The organism is Methylobacterium sp. Leaf102, assembly GCF_001422425.1.
Taxonomy (GTDB): Bacteria; Pseudomonadota; Alphaproteobacteria; order Rhizobiales; family Beijerinckiaceae; genus Methylobacterium.
This window is the reverse complement of the sequence record NZ_LMMX01000005.1, coordinates 40,682-57,646: the sequence shown is the minus strand read 5'-3', so window position 1 is coordinate 57,646 and position 16,965 is coordinate 40,682. Positions and strand designations below refer to the sequence as shown.

At 69.3% G+C, this 16,965-nt stretch carries 18 protein-coding genes; 12 read left to right on the top strand and 6 right to left on the bottom strand.

All coding sequences use genetic code 11. The features are described 5' to 3' along the window. Positions 1–36 precede the first annotated feature (36 nt). Positions 37–477, bottom strand: a complete 441-nt coding sequence (locus ASF27_RS05995) for a DUF1489 domain-containing protein (protein WP_056358536.1) — start codon at positions 475–477, stop codon at positions 37–39. Positions 478–555: 78 nt separating this feature from the next. After that, positions 556–1,542 (bottom strand): hypothetical protein, encoded by a 987-nt coding sequence (locus ASF27_RS05990; RefSeq protein ID WP_056358533.1) that lies wholly within the window; start codon positions 1,540–1,542, stop codon positions 556–558. Between the two features lie 139 nt (positions 1,543–1,681). Here ASF27_RS05990 and ASF27_RS05985 point away from each other — a divergent pair, with 139 nt between their 5' ends. The 5 genes from ASF27_RS05985 to ASF27_RS05965 all read left to right on the top strand — a co-directional run bounded on the left by ASF27_RS05985 (position 1,682) and on the right by ASF27_RS05965 (position 6,775). Further along, complete coding sequence (locus tag ASF27_RS05985) at positions 1,682–2,908, top strand: MFS transporter (RefSeq protein ID WP_056358529.1); 1,227 nt, start codon at positions 1,682–1,684, stop codon at positions 2,906–2,908. Between the two features lie 65 nt (positions 2,909–2,973). Then, positions 2,974–4,098 (top strand): MlaE family lipid ABC transporter permease subunit, encoded by a 1,125-nt coding sequence (locus tag ASF27_RS05980; protein ID WP_244472916.1) that lies wholly within the window; start codon positions 2,974–2,976, stop codon positions 4,096–4,098. Between the two features lie 121 nt (positions 4,099–4,219). Continuing rightward, positions 4,220–4,942, top strand: a complete 723-nt coding sequence (locus tag ASF27_RS05975; protein WP_244474187.1) for an ABC transporter ATP-binding protein — start codon at positions 4,220–4,222, stop codon at positions 4,940–4,942. A 62-nt stretch (positions 4,943–5,004) separates the two neighbouring features. Next, positions 5,005–6,087, top strand: a complete 1,083-nt coding sequence (locus ASF27_RS05970) for an MlaD family protein (protein WP_056167491.1) — start codon at positions 5,005–5,007, stop codon at positions 6,085–6,087. Positions 6,088–6,190: 103 nt separating this feature from the next. After that, a complete protein-coding gene (locus tag ASF27_RS05965; RefSeq protein ID WP_056167489.1) occupies positions 6,191–6,775 on the top strand; it encodes an ABC-type transport auxiliary lipoprotein family protein in 585 nt (194 codons plus the stop codon). 68 nt (positions 6,776–6,843) lie between these two features. Here ASF27_RS05965 and ASF27_RS05960 read toward each other — a convergent pair whose 3' ends face one another. From ASF27_RS05960 to thiE, 3 genes are all read right to left on the bottom strand, one after another. Further along, positions 6,844–7,473, bottom strand: coding sequence for an XRE family transcriptional regulator (locus ASF27_RS05960; protein WP_056167485.1), 630 nt, complete (start codon positions 7,471–7,473; stop codon positions 6,844–6,846). Between the two features lie 93 nt (positions 7,474–7,566). Next, complete coding sequence (gene thiD / locus ASF27_RS05955) at positions 7,567–8,373, bottom strand: bifunctional hydroxymethylpyrimidine kinase/phosphomethylpyrimidine kinase (RefSeq protein ID WP_056261127.1); 807 nt, start codon at positions 8,371–8,373, stop codon at positions 7,567–7,569. A 27-nt stretch (positions 8,374–8,400) separates the two neighbouring features. Beyond that, on the bottom strand, positions 8,401–9,111 hold the full coding sequence (gene thiE / locus ASF27_RS05950) for a thiamine phosphate synthase (protein ID WP_056167479.1): 711 nt from the start codon (positions 9,109–9,111) through the stop codon (positions 8,401–8,403). Between the two features lie 136 nt (positions 9,112–9,247). On the opposite strand from thiE, the gene ASF27_RS05945 reads away from it, so the two are divergent. The 6 genes from ASF27_RS05945 (at position 9,248) to ASF27_RS05920 (ending at position 15,364) form a co-directional block, all read left to right on the top strand. Beyond that, positions 9,248–9,814, top strand: a complete 567-nt coding sequence (locus tag ASF27_RS05945; protein ID WP_056358526.1) for a sugar O-acetyltransferase — start codon at positions 9,248–9,250, stop codon at positions 9,812–9,814. 89 nt (positions 9,815–9,903) lie between these two features. Beyond that, on the top strand, positions 9,904–10,917 hold the full coding sequence (locus ASF27_RS05940) for a hypothetical protein (protein ID WP_244472915.1): 1,014 nt from the start codon (positions 9,904–9,906) through the stop codon (positions 10,915–10,917). A 132-nt stretch (positions 10,918–11,049) separates the two neighbouring features. Then, positions 11,050–12,072, top strand: coding sequence for a quinolinate synthase NadA (gene nadA, locus ASF27_RS05935; RefSeq protein WP_056358523.1), 1,023 nt, complete (start codon positions 11,050–11,052; stop codon positions 12,070–12,072). Continuing rightward, positions 12,069–13,595: an L-aspartate oxidase gene (locus ASF27_RS05930; protein WP_056358520.1), complete on the top strand. Its 1,527-nt coding sequence runs from the start codon at positions 12,069–12,071 to the stop codon at positions 13,593–13,595. The genes nadA and ASF27_RS05930 overlap by 4 nt, the downstream gene beginning before the upstream one ends. A gap of 37 nt (positions 13,596–13,632) precedes the next feature. Beyond that, positions 13,633–14,496, top strand: coding sequence for a carboxylating nicotinate-nucleotide diphosphorylase (gene nadC, locus ASF27_RS05925; protein WP_056167468.1), 864 nt, complete (start codon positions 13,633–13,635; stop codon positions 14,494–14,496). A gap of 199 nt (positions 14,497–14,695) precedes the next feature. Continuing rightward, positions 14,696–15,364, top strand: coding sequence for a L,D-transpeptidase (locus tag ASF27_RS05920; protein ID WP_056358516.1), 669 nt, complete (start codon positions 14,696–14,698; stop codon positions 15,362–15,364). Positions 15,365–15,432: 68 nt separating this feature from the next. On the opposite strand, the gene ASF27_RS05915 is transcribed toward ASF27_RS05920, so the two are convergent. Beyond that, positions 15,433–15,777 carry a DUF6460 domain-containing protein gene (locus ASF27_RS05915; protein WP_056167460.1) on the bottom strand — a complete coding sequence of 115 codons (345 nt, stop codon included), beginning with the start codon at positions 15,775–15,777 and terminating at the stop codon, positions 15,433–15,435. Between the two features lie 205 nt (positions 15,778–15,982). On the opposite strand from ASF27_RS05915, the gene ASF27_RS05910 reads away from it, so the two are divergent. Beyond that, positions 15,983–16,945 carry an alpha/beta hydrolase gene (locus ASF27_RS05910; protein WP_056358513.1) on the top strand — a complete coding sequence of 321 codons (963 nt, stop codon included), beginning with the start codon at positions 15,983–15,985 and terminating at the stop codon, positions 16,943–16,945. The last annotated feature ends 20 nt before the right edge of the window (positions 16,946–16,965 follow it).

The following is a 16,965-nucleotide window of genomic DNA, read 5'->3' as shown; positions in this document are numbered from 1 at the left end:
ATTCTGGGGCGGAGGGGGCTCGGTATCCCGATGGCGTCAGATGAGACCGAGGCTGGCCAGTTCGCGGCGTAGTGCATCCGGCATTTCCGCCAGACCGTCGGCCGTCGCTGCGTCGAGATCGGCCGGAGCGTCGTCGGCCTTGAGATAGCGCCAGCCCTGGAATGGGCGGCACGGGCGCGGCGAGACCGGAATAACCACGGGATCGAGGACGAGGCGGCAGCGGCCGATACCGTCGGCACCGGTGAACGGTGCGATCGCCGCGATGGTCTGCCGGCAGGCGAGTGTGCCCTTGATCACCCAATAGATCGAACCGCCGCCGAGGATCTCGGACATGCGGGTCGGAACCATGCGGGTGATGTGGGCGGGTGCCGGGTCGCGCGCCTGTGCCAGGGCGTCGGCGCGGGTCTGGGCGATCCGGGCTTCGAGCTCCGCGATGGAGGCGGGACCGACGCACAGCTTCAGGAGGTGGAGAGCCATGCCCGCTCTCCTAATCGGATCCGACGGTTCGTGAACCCTGGTTGGGACGAGAAAAGCCGTGGTCGCGACGCCGCACCCTCACGAAAACAGTGCGCGCTTCTCCTCGTCCGAAAGGCTGTCGATATCGGCGAACGCGGCGGCGATGTCCTTCTTCGGGGGCCCGTCTACGACGCGCTCCTCCTCGGGGATCTCGTCTTCGGGGATCTCGTCTTCGGCGGTCTCCTCCACGAGGATTTCGTCCGACGGATCAGCCATTGCGTCGCCTTGCGTCGCGTCGGCGGCCGTCTCCGAAGAGGGCGTGGCGGCAGCGCTTTCGGCCATTGCCGTCGGTTCAGCGGGGACCTCGGAAACGGATTCCGCGACCGCTGCGGGGGCAGGCTGCGCGGCGACCGGCTCATCGATGAAACGGTCGACGTCGCTCTGCGACAGATCGAGGGGCTCGGCAGGATTGGACTCACCGGGGGCGGGCGGCACCGCCTCGAGACTATCGCCCCAGATCGCCATCATCGCGGCGACCCGCTCTTCGAGGTAGCGCAGGGTGTGGATGATGCGTGCCGTGCGCTGCGCCGTGAGATCCTGGAACGAGCAGGCCGTGTAGATCTCGGTGGCGCGCTGGTCCAGCGCATCGCAGAGCGCCGCGTCGGAGCCCGATTCCCGCAATGTCCAGGCGGCCTCCTGAACGTCCTCGGCGGCGCTCAGGATGTCGGAGGTCGCCCGCTCCGTGGAGCGCACGATGGCGTCGAGGGCCACGGAGGCGATGCCGAGGCGGCTGTTCTCGTGGTCCGGCGTGCCGAGGGCGACGATCTCCGCCTTGGTGCGGGCGATGGCGTTGGCCATGTCGAGGAGGTCGCCGCGCATGCGCCCGACCTGGGACCCGTCGCGCTCCTGGGTGACGACGGCTTCGAGGCGTGCGATGGCGCCCAGGACGGACTGAGTGTCTTCGCCCCGCGTGCGCCGGGCGTATTCGTCGAGGAACCAGCGCCCCCGTGCGCTCTCGGACATCGCCGTCTCGATGCGATCGTATTCCGAAACGTCGATGGACGTCAGCGAGCGGGAACGCGACATGTAGATCCGGGTCCTCGGGTTGCTGCACCCCCGGTGTTCGATCGGGGCCACAGACATTCCGAACGATTGACACGATGGTTTTAACGCGGGCTTTACGGGTCCGATCTGTCCCCACATCTTCTCGCGGCCCCGAGCCAACGTGCCCCACGCCACCGCCACGCCACCGGAGCCGAACCCGTTCCGGCTCGCGAGCCTCTACGCCGTGGTCTTCGTCGAGATCGGCATCGCCATGCCGTTCATGCCCGTCTGGCTCAACGCTCTCGGCCTCGAGGCCGGGATCATCGGCGTGCTCCTCGCCCTGCCCATCGCGGTCAAGATCGTCGCCACCGCCCCCCTCGTCGGACTCATCGACCGGGGCGTCGGTGCGCGCGCCCTCCTGGTGGCGGGAAGTCTCGCCTTGGCGGCCACCTACGCCCTGATGCCGGCCGGCGCGGCGCTCGGCTGGCCGGTGCTCGCGCTCCTCATCGCGCTGAACGCGGCGGCCGGCGCCCCCCTGGTGCCGAGCATCGACTACCTGACGCTCGCCGCCGTTCGCCGCAGCGCCCGCCTCGACTACGCCCGGATCCGCATGGCCGGTTCCATCGCCTTTCTCGCCGCCAACCTCGCCGGTGGCGCGGCCTTGGGGTTTCTCGGCGAGCGGCTCGCCGTGCCGCTCCTCACCACCGCCCTCGCCCTGCTGGCGGCGGCGGTGTGCGCGGGTGTCCGCCTCGAACTTCCCACGGCGGCCGTCCCGCGTACGAAGGCGACGCGTGTTCCCCTGCCCCGCCTTCTCTGGCTCACCATCGCGGCCGGAGCGGCGATCCAGGCGAGCCATGCCGCGCTCTACGCTTTTGCCAGCATCCACTGGAGTCTCAGTGGGTTTCCCGTGGCCTGGATCGGAGCCCTGTGGGCCATCGGCGTGCTGGCCGAGATCGTTCTGTTCGCCGGCATCGGTTTGTGTCCGGCGGGGTGGCGAACGCCGTTCCGCCTGCTCGGCCTCGGGGCCGCCGCGGGTGCCGTGCGCGCGATCGGCATGGCGTTCTATGGCGATACCCTCGGGGCGGTCGTCGTTCTGCAGAGCCTGCACGGCTTCAGCTTCGGTGCGACCCAGCTCGGCGCCATGGCGGCGGTGTCGCGCTTCGCCCCAGAGGGCGCGCGCGGACGGGCGCAGGGGACGCTCAGCGCCACCAACGCCCTGGCGTCGGCCTGCGCCACCCTCGCAAGCGGGCTCGCCTACGGGCATGGCGGTGGACCCCTCGCCTTCGGCCTCATGGCGCCGCTGGCGGTGATCGGCCTGTGCCTGACGGCACGCGCCGCGCGCCTCGCGCGGCGGCAGCGTCTTCACAGCGCCGCCTTTGTGGGCCAGCACCCGGATACGATTGCGTAACCCTAACCTGTGAGGAACGGGGAACGCGAGTAACGGAGTGGCGTGTCGTGCCGACCGCTGAGACCCTGCCGAACCCGGACGTCGCCGACGCCTCCGCCCTCACGGGTGGACGCATCGCCCTGCGCGGGCGCTGGACCGTCGACCAGGGCAACGCCGTGGAGGCCGCCGCCGCGGGAATTTTTCGCGATGCCGAGAGGGGCTCCGTCGTCGTCGACCTGACGGGGGTGACCCGCCTCGATACCCTCGGGGCCTGGGTCCTGGAGCGGACCCGGTCGGAGATCGAGGCCGCGGGCGGGCGCCTCGCCTACGCGGGTGCCAGCCCCGAACACCGAATTCTCCTGGGCGAGGTCAAGCTGCCCGCGGCCGAGCCCGTGTTGGCACGGCGCGGCCGGATGTTCGGCTTCCTGCACGACCTCGGCAAGCGCGTGGTCGGCGCCCGCTCCGACCTCGTCGCTGGCCTCGCCTTCTTCGGGGAAGTCGTCACCGCCTGTATCCGGGTCGCGGCCCGGCCCGGGACGTTCCGCGGAACCGCCTTCGTCAACCAGCTCGATCAGGTCGCCTTCCGGGGCGTGCCGATCATCGTCCTCATCTCGTTCCTCGTCGGCGGCATCGTCGCCCAGCAGGGCATCTTCCAGCTCCAGCGCTTCGGGGCGCAGAGCTTCGTCGTCAACCTCATCGGGCTCCTCATCCTGCGCGAGCTCGGCGTGCTCCTCACCTCGATCATGGTGGCGGGCCGCTCCGGCTCGGCCTTCACCGCCGAGATCGGCTCGATGCGGATGCGCGAGGAGGTCGACGCCCTCCGGGTCATGGGCCTAGATCCCATCGAGATCCTCATCGTCCCGCGTATCCTCGCCCTCGTGGTCGGGCTGCCGATCCTCGCCTTTCTCGCATCCCTCGCAGCGCTCGCCGGCGGCGGCCTGACGGCGGCGCTCTACGGTGGCATGACCACGGAAGCTTTCCTCGCCCGGCTGCAGGTGGCGGTGTCGTTCCACCACGTCGCCGTGGGGCTGATCAAGGCGCCGTTCATGGCATTGATCATCGGAATCATCGCGACCATCGAGGGCTTTGCCGTGGAAGGCTCGGCCGAATCCCTCGGGCGCCACGTCACGGCCTCAGTCGTGAAGTCAATCTTCATGGTCATCGTCCTCGATGGACTCTTCGCTGTTTTCTTCGCGGCAATCGATTTCTGACCCTGTGCAGACCGAACGCGCCCAGGCCGAGCGGCCGACCCGTGAACACGTAGCCGGCACAGAGCCGGACGCGATCATCTGCGTCCGCGACCTCGTCGTCGGGTTCGGCTCGAAGATCGTCATGAAGGGCCTCGACCTCGACATTCGCCGGGGCGAGATCCTGGGCTTCGTCGGACCCTCGGGCCAGGGCAAGTCGGTGCTGACCCGGACCATCCTCGGTCTCGTACCCAAGCGGTCGGGCCGGATCACCGTATTCGGCGAGGACGTGGACGGCCTCACCGTCACCCGGCGCCGGCAGATCGAGCAGCGCTGGGGCGTACTGTTCCAGCAGGGCGCCCTGTTCTCGGCGCTGACCGTCAAGCAGAACATCCAGATGCCCATGCGCGAGCACCTGAACCTGTCCGAGCGCCTGCTCGACGAGTTCGCGCGTCTCAAGATCGAGATGGTTGGTCTCAAGCCCGATGCCGCCGACAAGCTGCCGTCGGAACTCTCCGGCGGCATGATCAAGCGCGCGGCCTTGGCCCGCTCCCTGGCCCTCGACCCGGAGATCCTGTTCCTCGACGAACCGACCTCGGGCCTCGATCCCATCGGCGCCGGCGAGTTCGACGAACTCGTCGCCACCCTGAAGCAGACCCTGGGCCTGACCGTGTTCATGGTCACCCACGACCTCGATAGCCTCTACACCGCCTGCGATCGCATCGCGGCGCTCGGCGACGGCCAGATCATCGCGCAAGGCACCATTTCGGAGATGTTGGAGAGCGACCATCCGTGGTTGCGCTCCTACTTCCACGGCAAGCGCGGCCGCGCCGTCATCCCCAACGGCACGCGCCATGCGGCGGCCTGATCCCCTTCACCGTGTGGTGACGCACCGCGCGTCCACCTCGAACCCGGGCAATCGCTGATCCGATGGAGACTCGCGCGAACTACGCCCTGATCGGCGCCTTCACCCTCGCCGTGCTCGTCGCGGCCTTCGGCTTCGTGTTCTGGCTGCAGGGCGGCTCGCGCAGCCAGGCCCGTCAGGCCGTGCGGATCGTCTTCTCCGGCAGCGTCGGGGGCTTGGCCAAGGGCTCGACGGTGGCGTTCAACGGCATCAAGGTCGGCGAGGTCACGGACGTGCGCCTGCTGCCGCAGGACCCGCGCCGCGTCGTCGCCGTGGTCGAGGTCGAGCGGACCACGCCGCTTCGCGCCGACACCCGCGCGCGCCTCGATTCGGCGATGCTGACCGGCGTCTCCACCATCTCGTTGTCCGGCGGCAACGCCGATGCACCGGCCCTGGGCACCGGTACGGGCGACCAGATGCCGACGATCTTCGCCGATTCGTCCGACATCCAAGACATGATGGCGGCGGCCAAGCAGATCGCCCAACGGGCCGACGACGTACTCCAGCGCCTCGACAAGGTGGTGGCCGGCAACGAGGGCGCCATCAACCGGACGCTGGCCAACGTCGAGGCGTTCTCGAAGACCCTGGCGGATGCCGGACCGGCCGTGAGCGGCTTGGTGAAGGCCATCGATGGACAGAAGCTCAACCGCGTCATCGACAATGCGGATCGCTTCTCGGCGGCGCTGGCGGCCGGCAGTCCCGACATCGAAGGCGCCCTCAGGGACGCGCGCGGGATGATGGCCAAGCTCAATACCTCGGCCGACCGCGTCGACGCCGTACTGAAGGGGGCCGAGGGCTTCCTCGGTTCGGCCTCGGGTTCCGCCGGGACCAGCACGTTCACGGAGGTGCGTGAGGCCGCTATCTCCGTTCGCGACGCGGGCAAGGCGTTCCGCACCCTGTCGGAGAACCTCGACAAACGGACGTCGAACATCGCAACCAGCTTCAACCGCCTCAGCGGCACGGGTCGGCGCGAGGTCGAAGCCCTGTCCACGGACGGGCAGCGCACCCTCAACACCCTCAACCGCACGGTGAAGAACCTCGAGCGCGACCCGAGCCAGGTGATCTTCGGCGGCAAGCCGTCGTTGCCGGAATACAACGGTGGTCGTTGAATGCTGTTTTGCCGGGATGAGGGTGTCCCGGCGCACGGCACGAAACGAGCTTTGCCGTAGTTTGTCCCTCGCAGCCTGTCGCGCTGCGAAGTCCGGATCGCGTATGACCCACTTTTCACCGGCCCTCGCCCTCGGCGTGAGCCTGCTCGCCGTGGCCCTCGGTGGCTGCGGCGGCGCCGTGCCGCTCACCTTCGACCTCGCCGCGCTCCCGCCCTCGGGTCGGGTCAGCGCGTCCGCGCGCTCCGTCACCGTGGCCGAGCCCGTCGGTATCCAGCCGTTCGAGGCCGACCGCATCATCGTGCGCGAGCCCGGCGGAGCCCTGTCCTTCCTCGGCGGCGCCCAATGGGCCGACCGGCTGCCGCGGCTGATCCAGACGCGCCTGATCCAGAGCCTCGAAAATTCCGGTCGCTTGAAGTCCGTGAGCCGGCCGGGCGACAAGATCGTCTCGGATTTCCAGCTCATCTCCGAGATCCGCGCCTTCGATATCGCTGCGGGCTCGGGCGAGGCAGTGGTGGACCTCTCCGCCAAGATCATCGCCGAGGGCACCGGAAAGGTCGTTGCCGCTCGGGTGTTCACGGCCCGCATCCCGGTGGCGAAGGTCGATGTCGCCTCGGCCGCCGTGGGGCTCGACGCGGCGCTCGCGCGGGTGCTCGGCGAAATGGTCGTGTGGGTGAATTCCGGCCGCTGAGGCCTTCGAACGGATGATCGTTCGCGGACGTAGCGCTCATTCCCGAGAGCGGTGTGTCCACCAAACGATCATTCCATCACGGCCGCCTTCATGATCACCACCATGATGGCGCGGGCCGGCTCCGGACCGATGCAGCGCACAGTGTGCGGACGGTCGCAGCGATAGCGCAGGGTCTCGCCCGCGCGGGCGCGCTGGACCGTGCCGGCGACTTCCACTTCGAGCTGCCCCGTGGTGACCGTGAGGGATTCGACCGAGCCGCGCTGGTGCGGATCGGAATCGAGGATGCCGCCGGGATCGGCCGACACCTCGTACCATTGCAGCCACTCGACGGTCTTGATCCACCCGACGATGGCGAGCCGCACCTTGCCGTCGTCCGAGACGAGGATCGGCGTATCGGCGCGCGAGGTCTTCTCGATGAACGGCTCTTCGTCGCTGGTCGCCAACACGCGCTCGATGGACACGTCCAGTGCCTGGCTCAAGCGCCAGATGGTGGCCAGGGTCGGGTTGGTCTCGTTGCGCTCGATCTGGGAGATGATCGACTTCGCGACCCCCGATTGCTCCGCGAGTTCGGACAGCGAGAGGTTGTAGGCCTTGCGCAAGCGCTGGATCGTCTTGCCGAGCTGACCCGAAAGCAGTTGGGCGCCCGTCAGGATATCCCGCTGCCGCCCGCGCTCGGGGGTCGTCACCTGATCGTCCATTGTCCCTGTAACCCGCCGGATCGTTCCGTACATCGAACGAACGTGCGGTACTTCAAACGCAAAATTCGGACACGCGCAAGGCGGGCAGTGGTCTCAGGTCCACAGGGCGTGGAAGTGATGAACCGGTCCGTGTCCTCGCCCGACCTGCATCGTATCGGCCGCCTGGAGGGCGGCGGTCAGGTAGCGTTTGGCGTCCCTGACCGCTTCGACGAGGGGGCGCTTGTGCGCGAGCCCTGCCGCCACCGCCGCCGACAGGGTGCAGCCGGTGCCGTGGGTGTTGCGGGTGGCGACCCGGGGAGCGGCGAACCGGCGCAACGTTCCATCGGCGCAGAGCAGATGATCCACGCTCTCGTCGCCCTCCCCGTGGCCGCCCTTCACCAGAACCGCCCTGGCTCCGAGCGCCAGAAGTTGCCGTGCTTGCGCCACGGCTTCGTTCTCGCTCCTCGGCGCTGCGGCGCCGATCAGCGTTCCGGTTTCCGGCAGGTTGGGGGTGACGAGGTCGGCGAGCGGAAGGAGCAGGTGGCGCAGGGCCTCCACCGCGTCCTCCGAGATGAGCCGGTCGCCGCTCGTCGCCACCATCACGGGATCCAGCACGATGGGAATATCCCGGGCATGCCGGCGCAAACCCGCCGCCACGGCCTCGATGGTCGCGACCTGCGAAAGCATTCCGATCTTCACCCCCGTTACCGCAAGGTCGCCGAAGACGCTGTCCATCTGCGCCGCGACGAAGGCCGCCGGTACGTCGTGGATGCCCTGGACGCCCTGTGTGTTCTGGGCTGTCAGCGCGGTGACGACGCTGGCGCCGTAGACGCGCAGGGCCGCGAAGGTCTTCAGGTCCGCCTGGATGCCGGCGCCCCCGCCCGAATCCGAGCCCGCGATGGTGACGGCGATGGGGGTCATGGCGTGCCTTTGCGTCCTGCGACGACCTTACGGAACCGCGGCGCGGGCGGCGAGGGCCGAATCGACCCGGTGGCGCAGGTCGCGCGCCCGCGCCTCGACATCGTCCCCGGCGAACAGGGCGGAGATGATCGCGACTCCGTCCGCTCCGGCCGCGATCACGGCCGCCGCGTTGCTTGAATCGATGCCCGCGATGGCCCCGAGGGGGAAGTTCTGCCCCCGCGCGAGGCGGCCCCGGAACAGGATGCGGCCGAGGCCATCGAGGCCGACGGGCGGGTCGGGGTTGTCCTTGCTCGCGGTGGAGAACACACCGCCGATGCAGGCGTAATCCACCGGCAGCCGGTAGAGCTCGTCGGCCTGCGCACCGGTCTTCAGGGTGAGGCCGACGATGGCCGAGCGCCCGAGGAGGCGGCGCGCATCGGCCGGATGGAGATCGGACTGGCCGAGATGCACGCCCTCGACGCCCGCGGCGAGGGCGAGGTCGACGCGATCGTTCACGAGAAGCGGGACATGGCTCCCCGCGAGGGCTTCGTGGATCGCCCGGATGCGCGCCAGGGCGGCACGGGCATCGTCGATGGTTTTTTCGCGATACTGGAGGAGGGTGCAGCCGCCGCGCGCCGCCGCGCTCGCCAGTGCCGCGAGCCGCCCGACATCGGTGCCGCAGAATCCCGTGTCGAGGATTCCGTAGAGGCGCAGATCCACCGGCACCGTGCGCCCCGGCGCGTCGTCCCGTCCGATCACAGCGTTCTCCCCGGTCAGCCCCGTCCCATTCGTCTTACGGGCTGGTTCCCATGCCGCAAGGGCCCGCGAAGGTGGAAGCTCGGGAGCTTGACCGGTGGGGCGGCGTTGGTGGGGCGAACACAATTGGGGGATCCGCATGGACCGTACGCCGAAACAGAAGATGCTCGCGGGCGAGCTCTATCATCCCGACGACCCCGAGATTCAGGCCGATGCCGGCGCCTGCAAGGCCTGGATGGTGCGCTACAACGCGGCCCTCGGTCTGTCGCCCGGCGACCGGCGCACGCTCCTGCGCGAGCGCTTCGCGGCCGTCGGCGACGAGTCCGTCATCCGGCCGCCCTTCCACTGCGATTACGGCCTTCACATCACTCTGGAGGACCATGTCTTTCTCAACTTCGGCTGTGTGATCCTCGATTGTGCCCCGGTCCATATCGGCGCGCGCACGCAGATCGGACCCGGGGTCCAGATCCTCACGGCGGATCATCCCCGCGATGCCGCTTCGCGCGAGGCCGGTTTGGAGTTCGCGCAGTCGATCCGGATCGGCCGCAACGTCTGGATCGGCGGCGGCGCCCTCATCCTGCCGGGGGTGACCGTCGGCGATCACGCGATCGTCGGCGCCGGCAGCGTGGTGACCCGGGACGTGGCCGAGGGGGATACGGTGGTGGGAAACCCGGCCCGGCCCTTGCCCCGGCGGGAGGAAGCCTGACCCATAGGCCATGCCGTTTGGCCGTTCATCACGGCGGCGCGATGTGCCATGAGCACGCGGCACGATGTGCAAAATGCACGCGGTGCGAGATGGAGGCTGACCAGGTGACGACGGTGAAGGACTCGCAGGGGCGCGACAACGCCTCGCTCGTCAACCCGTCCGCCGTGGGGCTCGTCGCCGTCATCATCGCCGCGACGGACGGCGAGCCGCGGGCCCTGACGGTGCAGGTCGAGGGGCAGGCGCCGGGCCGTTCGGACGGACTGCCCGCCGGGCCCCTCGTGCCCGAGCACCCGACCCTGGAACGTGGGCTGCGAGCGTGGGTCGAGCGCCAGACCCATCAGCGCCTCGGTTACGTCGAACAGCTCTACACCTTCGGCGATCGCGACCGTCAGGGCGACGAGAGTCAGGGCCTGCATTCCCTGTCGGTGGCCTATCTCGCGCTGGTTCGCGAGGTTCGACCCGGCGGTCTCGCCGAGGCTTCGTGGCGCAACTGGTACCGCTACCTGCCCTGGGAGGATTTTCGCGAGGGCCGGCCGGCGGCCCTGGCCGAGATCGAGCCGAAACTCCTCGCCTGGGCCGGCGGGACCGGCGACCCGAAGCTGAAGCGCCGGCGCGAGGATCGCCTCAGCCTCACCTTCGGCCTGTGCGACGGCACCTGGAACGAGGAGCGCGTGCTGGAGCGCTACGAACTGCTGTTCGAGGCAGGCCTGATTCCCGAGGCGCAAGGCCAGTCGGGTGCCGCGAGCCCCGCCGACCTCCCGGTGACCGGACAACCCATGGCGTTCGACCATCGCCGGGTGCTTGCCACCGCCATCGGGCGCCTGCGTGGCAAGATCAAGTATCGGCCCGTTGTCTTCGAGCTGATGCCGCCGACCTTCACGCTGTTCCAGCTTCAGCGCACGGTGGAGGCTCTGTCGGGGACCAATCTGCACAAGCAGAACTTCCGCCGGCTCGTCGCTCAGCAGGGTCTGGTCGAAGAGACCGATGGGGTCACCAGCGGTGCCACCGGCAGGCCGGCCCGCCTCGTTCGGTTCCGGCGCGAAGTCCTCCTCGAACGCCCTGCCCCGGGCTTCCGCCTCAGGCCGGCGAAACGCCCCACCTGACAGCCGCGGCGCACCATCGAGGGTGCGCTGCAAAAACGTTATGCTCAAGTCCAGCATATCTAGACAAGTGCGGATGGGGCCACTACGTTAGTCGGCACAATGCTCATTTTGAGCATAAGTGAGGACGCATCCATGGCGGCCACCAGTCTTCCGATCGCTCCGGCGCCCGCGGTTTATGCCGGCCTGCCCCTGCCCGATATCTACGCGCGGGTCGCCCGGCACGTGCCCGCCATCGAATGGCCGGCGCTCGCCGATGACGTTGCGGCGATCCTGGAACTGAAGAAGGCGCGCAACGCCGTCATCCTCGCCCACAACTATCAGGCGCCGGAAATCTTCCATACGGTGGCGGACATCGTCGGCGACAGTTTGGCGCTGGCCCGCGAGGCCGTGACGGTGGATGCCGACGTGATCGTGCTGGCCGGCGTGCATTTCATGGCCGAGACCGCCAAGCTCCTCAACCCGGGCAAGACCGTCCTCATTCCGGACATGGCCGCCGGCTGCTCGCTCGCCGATTCGATCACCGCCGCCGACGTGCGGGGGCTGCGCGAAAAGTATCCCGGCGTTCCCATCGTCACCTACGTCAACACGTCGGCGGCCGTTAAGGCCGAATCCGACCTCTGCTGCACATCCGGCAATGCCGTCGACGTGGTTCGGTCCCTCAACGCGCCCCGCGTTCTTATGATTCCCGACGAGTTCCTCGCCCAGAACGTGCAGGCCCTGGTGCCCGAGGTGGAGATCCTCACCTGGGCCGGTCATTGCGAAGTCCATGAACTCTTCACCCCGGCGGATATCCACGCCGTGCGCGAGAGCTATCCGGGCGTCACGGTCATCGCTCATCCCGAATGCCCGCCCGACGTGGTGGCCGAAGCCGATTTCTCCGGCTCGACGGCGATGATGATGAACTTCGTGACCGAGAAGCGCCCCCGGCAGGTGGTGCTCGTGACCGAGTGCTCGATGGGCGACAACATCGCGGCGGCCAACCCGGACATCGAGTTCATCAAGCCGTGCAACCTGTGCCCGCACATGAAGCGCATGAGCCTGAAGAACATCCGCCGCGCCCTCGAGACCCTGACTCACGAGGTCACGGTCGAACCCGAACTCGCCGACCGGGCGCGCTTGGCGGTGGAGCGCATGCTCGCGGTGCGGCCGCGATGAACGCGCACGCACCCTTCTCCTTCGCGACGCCGGACCGCGTCATCGTCATCGGAGCCGGCGTCGCCGGTCTCGCGACGGCGCTTCGCCTCGCACCGCGTCCCGTCACACTGGTCACGGCGAGTCCCCTCGGGCTCGGCACCGCCACGGGCTGGGCGCAGGGCGGCATTGCCGCCGCCATGGGTGAGGACGACGCACCGGCCCTTCACGCCGCCGACACCCTGGCGGCGGGCGCGGGCCTGAGCGAGCCGGAGGTCGCCGAACGCGTCGCGGCGGCCGGCCCCGGCCTCATCGAATGGCTCGTCGGCCTGAATGCCCCGTTCGACCGGGATACCGTCGGCGCCCTCGCGCTCGGGCTCGAGGCTGCCCATTCCCGCCGTCGCATCGTGCGAGCCGGCGGCGATTCGACCGGTCGTCTCGTCCTCGAGACCCTGGTGCGGGCCGTGTCCGTCACGCCGTCCATCGACGTGGTCGTGGCGCGGGCGCGTCACCTGATGCACGACCGTCAGGGGGCGATCGCGGGCGTTGTGTGCGAGCGCGGCGGCACGCGGCTGCGCCTGGCGGCCCGCGCCGTGGTGCTCGCCACCGGCGGGATCGGTGCGCTCTACGCATCGACGACCAATCCGCGCGGCGCCACCGGGGCTGGCCTTGCCCTGGCGGCCCGGGCCGGTGCCAGCCTGCGCGACATGGAGTTCGTTCAGTTCCACCCCACCGCCATCGCGGTCGGCGCCGATCCGATGCCGCTTGCCACCGAAGCGCTGCGCGGCGAGGGCGCGCGGCTCGTCGACGGACTGGGTGCCCCGATCATGGCCGGCATCACGGGTGGGGATCTGGCGCCCCGGGACGTCGTCGCCCGGGCGATCTTTCAGGCGCAAGCACGGGGCACGCAGGTGTTCCTCGACTGCCGCGGCGCCTTGGGCGCTCGCATGGCCACGCGGTTTCCCACGGTCGCCGGTTTGTGCGCGACGGCCGGCATCGATCCGCAGCACGAGGCGATCCCCGTGCGGCCGGCGGCGCACTACCACATGGGCGGCGTGAGGGTGGATGGCAGCGGCGCCAGCACCGTACCGGGGTTGTTCGCCTGCGGCGAGGTCGCGTCCACGGGCCTGCACGGCGCCAACCGCCTCGCCAGCAATTCGCTTCTCGAAGCCATGGCGTTCGCGCCCTGGATCGCCGAGGCCATCGAGGCCGTTCCGGTCCCGGGGGCCGCGCAGGCGGTGCCGGAGCAGCCCCGTCCGGCGTCGGATCTGCCGACGATCCGCGCCATCATGGAGCAACGCGTCGGCGTCGTGCGCGATGCGGACGGCCTCGCGGAGGCGGTCCGTCGGCTGATGCCAGCAGCCGAGGCCGGCTGCGACGCCGCCCTCGTCGGGCTCGTGGTCGCCACATCGGCCCTGTCGCGTCGGGAGAGCCGGGGGGCGCACTGGCGCAGCGACTGTCCCGATCAAGCTCCGGTCCGGCACACCGAAACGACCTTGGCCGAAGTCCTGAGCTCTTCGGCAGTCGACGCACCCGCCTTCGCCTGATTCCGGCCCACTGCCCGAAACGCCCGGGAGGGCTTCCATGACCGACGATCTGCACCTCGTCCCCCTGCCCCGCCTCATGGTCGAGCCCATCGTGCGGGCAGCCCTGCTGGAGGATCTCGGCCGGGCCGGCGACATCACCACCGACGCCATCGTGCCGGCATCCTTAACGATGAACGCCGTCATCGCCGCCCGCCAGGACGGCGTGATCTCCGGCATCGACGCCGCCGTCCTCGCCTTCGGCCTCATCGATCCGGCCGTGGTGGTGACGGTGGTGCGCGGCGACGGCGCCACCGTGGCGCCGGGCGACGTGGTGATCCGCCTGTCCGGCCCGGCGCGGGCGATCATCACCGCCGAGCGGGTGGCCCTCAATCTCCTGTGCCGTCTTTCGGGTGTCGCCACGGCCACGGCGGGCCTCGTCACGGTGGCGCGGCCGCACGGCAGGGCCAGCATCGTCTGCACCCGCAAGACCACACCGGGCCTCCGCGCCCTCGAGAAGCATGCGGTCCGGGCCGGCGGCGGCTCGAACCACCGCTTCGGCCTCGACGACGCCGTGCTCATCAAGGACAACCACGTGGCGGTGGCCGGCGGCATCGTCCCGGCCATCACCCGGGCGCGGGCCTATGCAGGCCACCTCGTCAAGATCGAGTGCGAGGTCGACACCCTGGCCCAACTCGAAGAGGCCCTCTCCGTCGGCGCCGACGCCGTGCTCCTCGACAACATGAACCCGGATCAACTGCGCGAGGCCGTGCGGATGATCGACGGGCGCGCCATTTCGGAGGCCTCGGGCCGGATCACCCGCGAGACCGTCGGGGCGGTGGCTGCGTCTGGCGTCGATCTGATCTCCTGCGGCTGGATCACCCACAGCGCGCCGATCATCGATCTCGGTCTCGACGATGCTTGAAGGTTTGGCCTGAAACCGAAGGACCTTACGGCCAAGGCGCCACACTGTGGCCATGGAGTCACGACGTCGCGGCAAGCGATGCTGCACCGCGGATAGAGCTTGGCTTTGAAACCCCAGCGTTTACGTCTTGGGCATTCTTCGCGCGGTACCGTGCGTCGAGCTGAACGCCGTGATTTCCGACTGCCCTCGAGAGGCCCCGATGCGCCGTTTCGCCCCCGCCCTCACCGGGCTCGCCTGTGCGCTTGGCGCGTGGGCATCGCCCGCTGCCGCCTACGAGATCGACCCTCTAACCCGCCAGCCCCTGGACAACGCCCTGGTCCTGCGGGTGCGCCCGCAGGCCGAGCCGGTGGCCGTCGTCGCCGTGCCGACCTCCAACGCATCGCCGTCGCCGGCCGACCCCATGGCCTCGGCCGTGCCGCAGATGTCGGCGATCCAGCGCGAGCAGGTGGCTTATTCCGGCAATTACGCCCCCGGCACCATCGTGGTCTCCACGGCCGAGCGTCGCCTGTACTACGTGCTCGGTGACGGCCAAGCCCTGCGCTACGGCGTCGGCGTCGGCCGGCCCGGCTTCACCTGGGGCGGCGTTCAGACCATCACGATGAAGCGCGAATGGCCCGATTGGCGTCCCCCGGCCGAGATGCTGCGTCGCCGTCCCGATCTGCCGCGCTTCATGAAGGGCGGCCTTGAGAACCCCCTCGGCGCCCGCGCCATGTATCTCGGCAATTCGATCTACCGCATCCACGGCTCCAACGAGCCGGAAACCATCGGCACCGCCGTCTCGTCGGGCTGCATCCGCATGACCAACGACGACGTGGCCGACCTCTACACCCGCGCCAAGGTCGGCGCGAAGGTCATCGTGGTTCGCTGAACGGTTCGCTCACGAGCGGGCATTCGAGAAAGGCCGGTGGAAACGCCGGCCTTTCTTCGTTCTTGACCTCACTTCGAAACGGCGAAGAATCGCGACAGCAGCCAGAGGGGCACCACAACCACGGCGCCGGCCAAAATCCAGCGTCCGAAATCGTGGAAGGTGTCGAGGCCGAGATCGACGAGGGCTCGAACGGCATCGTAAGCGTGCCAGAACAGCAGGCCCGGCGTCACCCCGAGCATGGCCATGACGGCGCCGACCAGGATCGACAGGAACAGCAGTTTGGCGAACACCGCCGCCGGCGAACCGCCGAGGAAACGGCGAAGGGCCGAGCGACGACCCGGTTCGGGATAGGCGCCGGCATAGGGCTGGCCGGGAAACGGCTGCGGGCGGCGCGGATCGTGATCGAGGCTCATCGGGCGAAGGTTTCCTTGCGGCGCGCGGCGAATGCGGTCTCTCAACCCCCCGAAGCCGGCGGAAGCGTGACCGAATCGACACACTTTGGCGAAACCGGACGGACGCTCGGGCGTTAGGCGGGTTGCTGTCGATAGCCCAGGTGGCAATGCCGGCTGCGCGGTCCAAGTTGGAACGACCTCTTTTTACGATGAAACGAAGCGATTCATGATCGACCACGCCCTGTTCGACCCGGCGACGATCGATCCGGACACCAAACGGCTCAACGCCGAGATCATCGCGGCACATGCGGCCCAGGCCGACCCGTGGTCGATCCCCATCGCGGCGGTCCGCGAACGCCGCCGCCAGGGCACCAAGGCCTCGCCGGCCATGCCCCGCAGCGTACGAGCCGAAACGGTGATCATCGACGGGCCGGGCGGTCCGCTCGCGCTTCGCATGATCCGCCCCGATGCCAGAAAGTGGCCGAAGGCGCGCGGCGCCTATCTGCACATCCATCGCGGCGGCTGGGTCTGGGGCGCTGCCGACGAGCAGGACCCGTGGCTTGAGCGGATTGCCGACACCTGCGGCTTCGTCTGTCTGTCCGTCGAGTATCGGCTCGCGCCCGAGCACCCCTATCCGGCGGCCCTGGAGGATTGCGAGGCCGCCGCCCTGTGGCTCGCCGGTCCGGGTCGGGCGGAACTCGGCATCACGGCCCTCACCATCGGTGGCGAATCGGCCGGCGCCCATCTCGCCGTGATGACCCTCCTCCGCCTGCGTGACCGGCACGGTCTGCCGCGCGCTTTCCGGGGTGCCAACCTCAATGCCGGGTTCTTCGACCTCGGCCTGACCCCGAGCGTGCGCAATTGGGGCGACGAGCGCCTCGTGGTGAACACCAAGGATCTGACCACTTTCGCCAACGACTACGTTCGGGATGGCATCGATCGCCGTCGCCCCGACGTGTCGCCGCTCTACGCCGACCTCGCCGGACTGCCCCCAGCCCTGTTCACCGTCGGCACCCACGACCCCCTCCTCGACGACACCCTCTACATGTCGTCGCGCTGGGCCGCTGCCGGAAATGGCGGCCATACGGCGATCTATCCCGGTGGGTGCCACGTCTTCGTGCGCTATCCCGGTGCCCTGACGGAGCGGGCCCTGGAGCTCATCGATCGTTTCCTCATGGCCCTCGCCTGAGCGCCACCCCCCCGCACCGT

Coding starts and splice junctions, on each gene's coding strand:
- ASF27_RS05995 (WP_056358536.1), bottom strand. CDS start 477: ATGGCTCTCCACCTCCTGAAGCTGTGCGTCGGTCCCGCCTCCATCGCG.
- ASF27_RS05990 (WP_056358533.1), bottom strand. CDS start 1,542: ATGTCGCGTTCCCGCTCGCTGACGTCCATCGACGTTTCGGAATACGAT.
- ASF27_RS05975 (WP_244474187.1), top strand. CDS start 4,220: ATGAAGGGCCTCGACCTCGACATTCGCCGGGGCGAGATCCTGGGCTTC.
- ASF27_RS05970 (WP_056167491.1), top strand. CDS start 5,005: ATGGAGACTCGCGCGAACTACGCCCTGATCGGCGCCTTCACCCTCGCC.
- ASF27_RS05965 (WP_056167489.1), top strand. CDS start 6,191: ATGACCCACTTTTCACCGGCCCTCGCCCTCGGCGTGAGCCTGCTCGCC.
- ASF27_RS05960 (WP_056167485.1), bottom strand. CDS start 7,473: ATGGACGATCAGGTGACGACCCCCGAGCGCGGGCGGCAGCGGGATATC.
- thiD (WP_056261127.1), bottom strand. CDS start 8,373: ATGACCCCCATCGCCGTCACCATCGCGGGCTCGGATTCGGGCGGGGGC.
- ASF27_RS05945 (WP_056358526.1), top strand. CDS start 9,248: ATGGACCGTACGCCGAAACAGAAGATGCTCGCGGGCGAGCTCTATCAT.
- ASF27_RS05940 (WP_244472915.1), top strand. CDS start 9,904: ATGGAGGCTGACCAGGTGACGACGGTGAAGGACTCGCAGGGGCGCGAC.
- nadA (WP_056358523.1), top strand. CDS start 11,050: ATGGCGGCCACCAGTCTTCCGATCGCTCCGGCGCCCGCGGTTTATGCC.
- ASF27_RS05930 (WP_056358520.1), top strand. CDS start 12,069: ATGAACGCGCACGCACCCTTCTCCTTCGCGACGCCGGACCGCGTCATC.
- nadC (WP_056167468.1), top strand. CDS start 13,633: ATGACCGACGATCTGCACCTCGTCCCCCTGCCCCGCCTCATGGTCGAG.
- ASF27_RS05920 (WP_056358516.1), top strand. CDS start 14,696: ATGCGCCGTTTCGCCCCCGCCCTCACCGGGCTCGCCTGTGCGCTTGGC.
- ASF27_RS05915 (WP_056167460.1), bottom strand. CDS start 15,777: ATGAGCCTCGATCACGATCCGCGCCGCCCGCAGCCGTTTCCCGGCCAG.
- ASF27_RS05910 (WP_056358513.1), top strand. CDS start 15,983: ATGATCGACCACGCCCTGTTCGACCCGGCGACGATCGATCCGGACACC.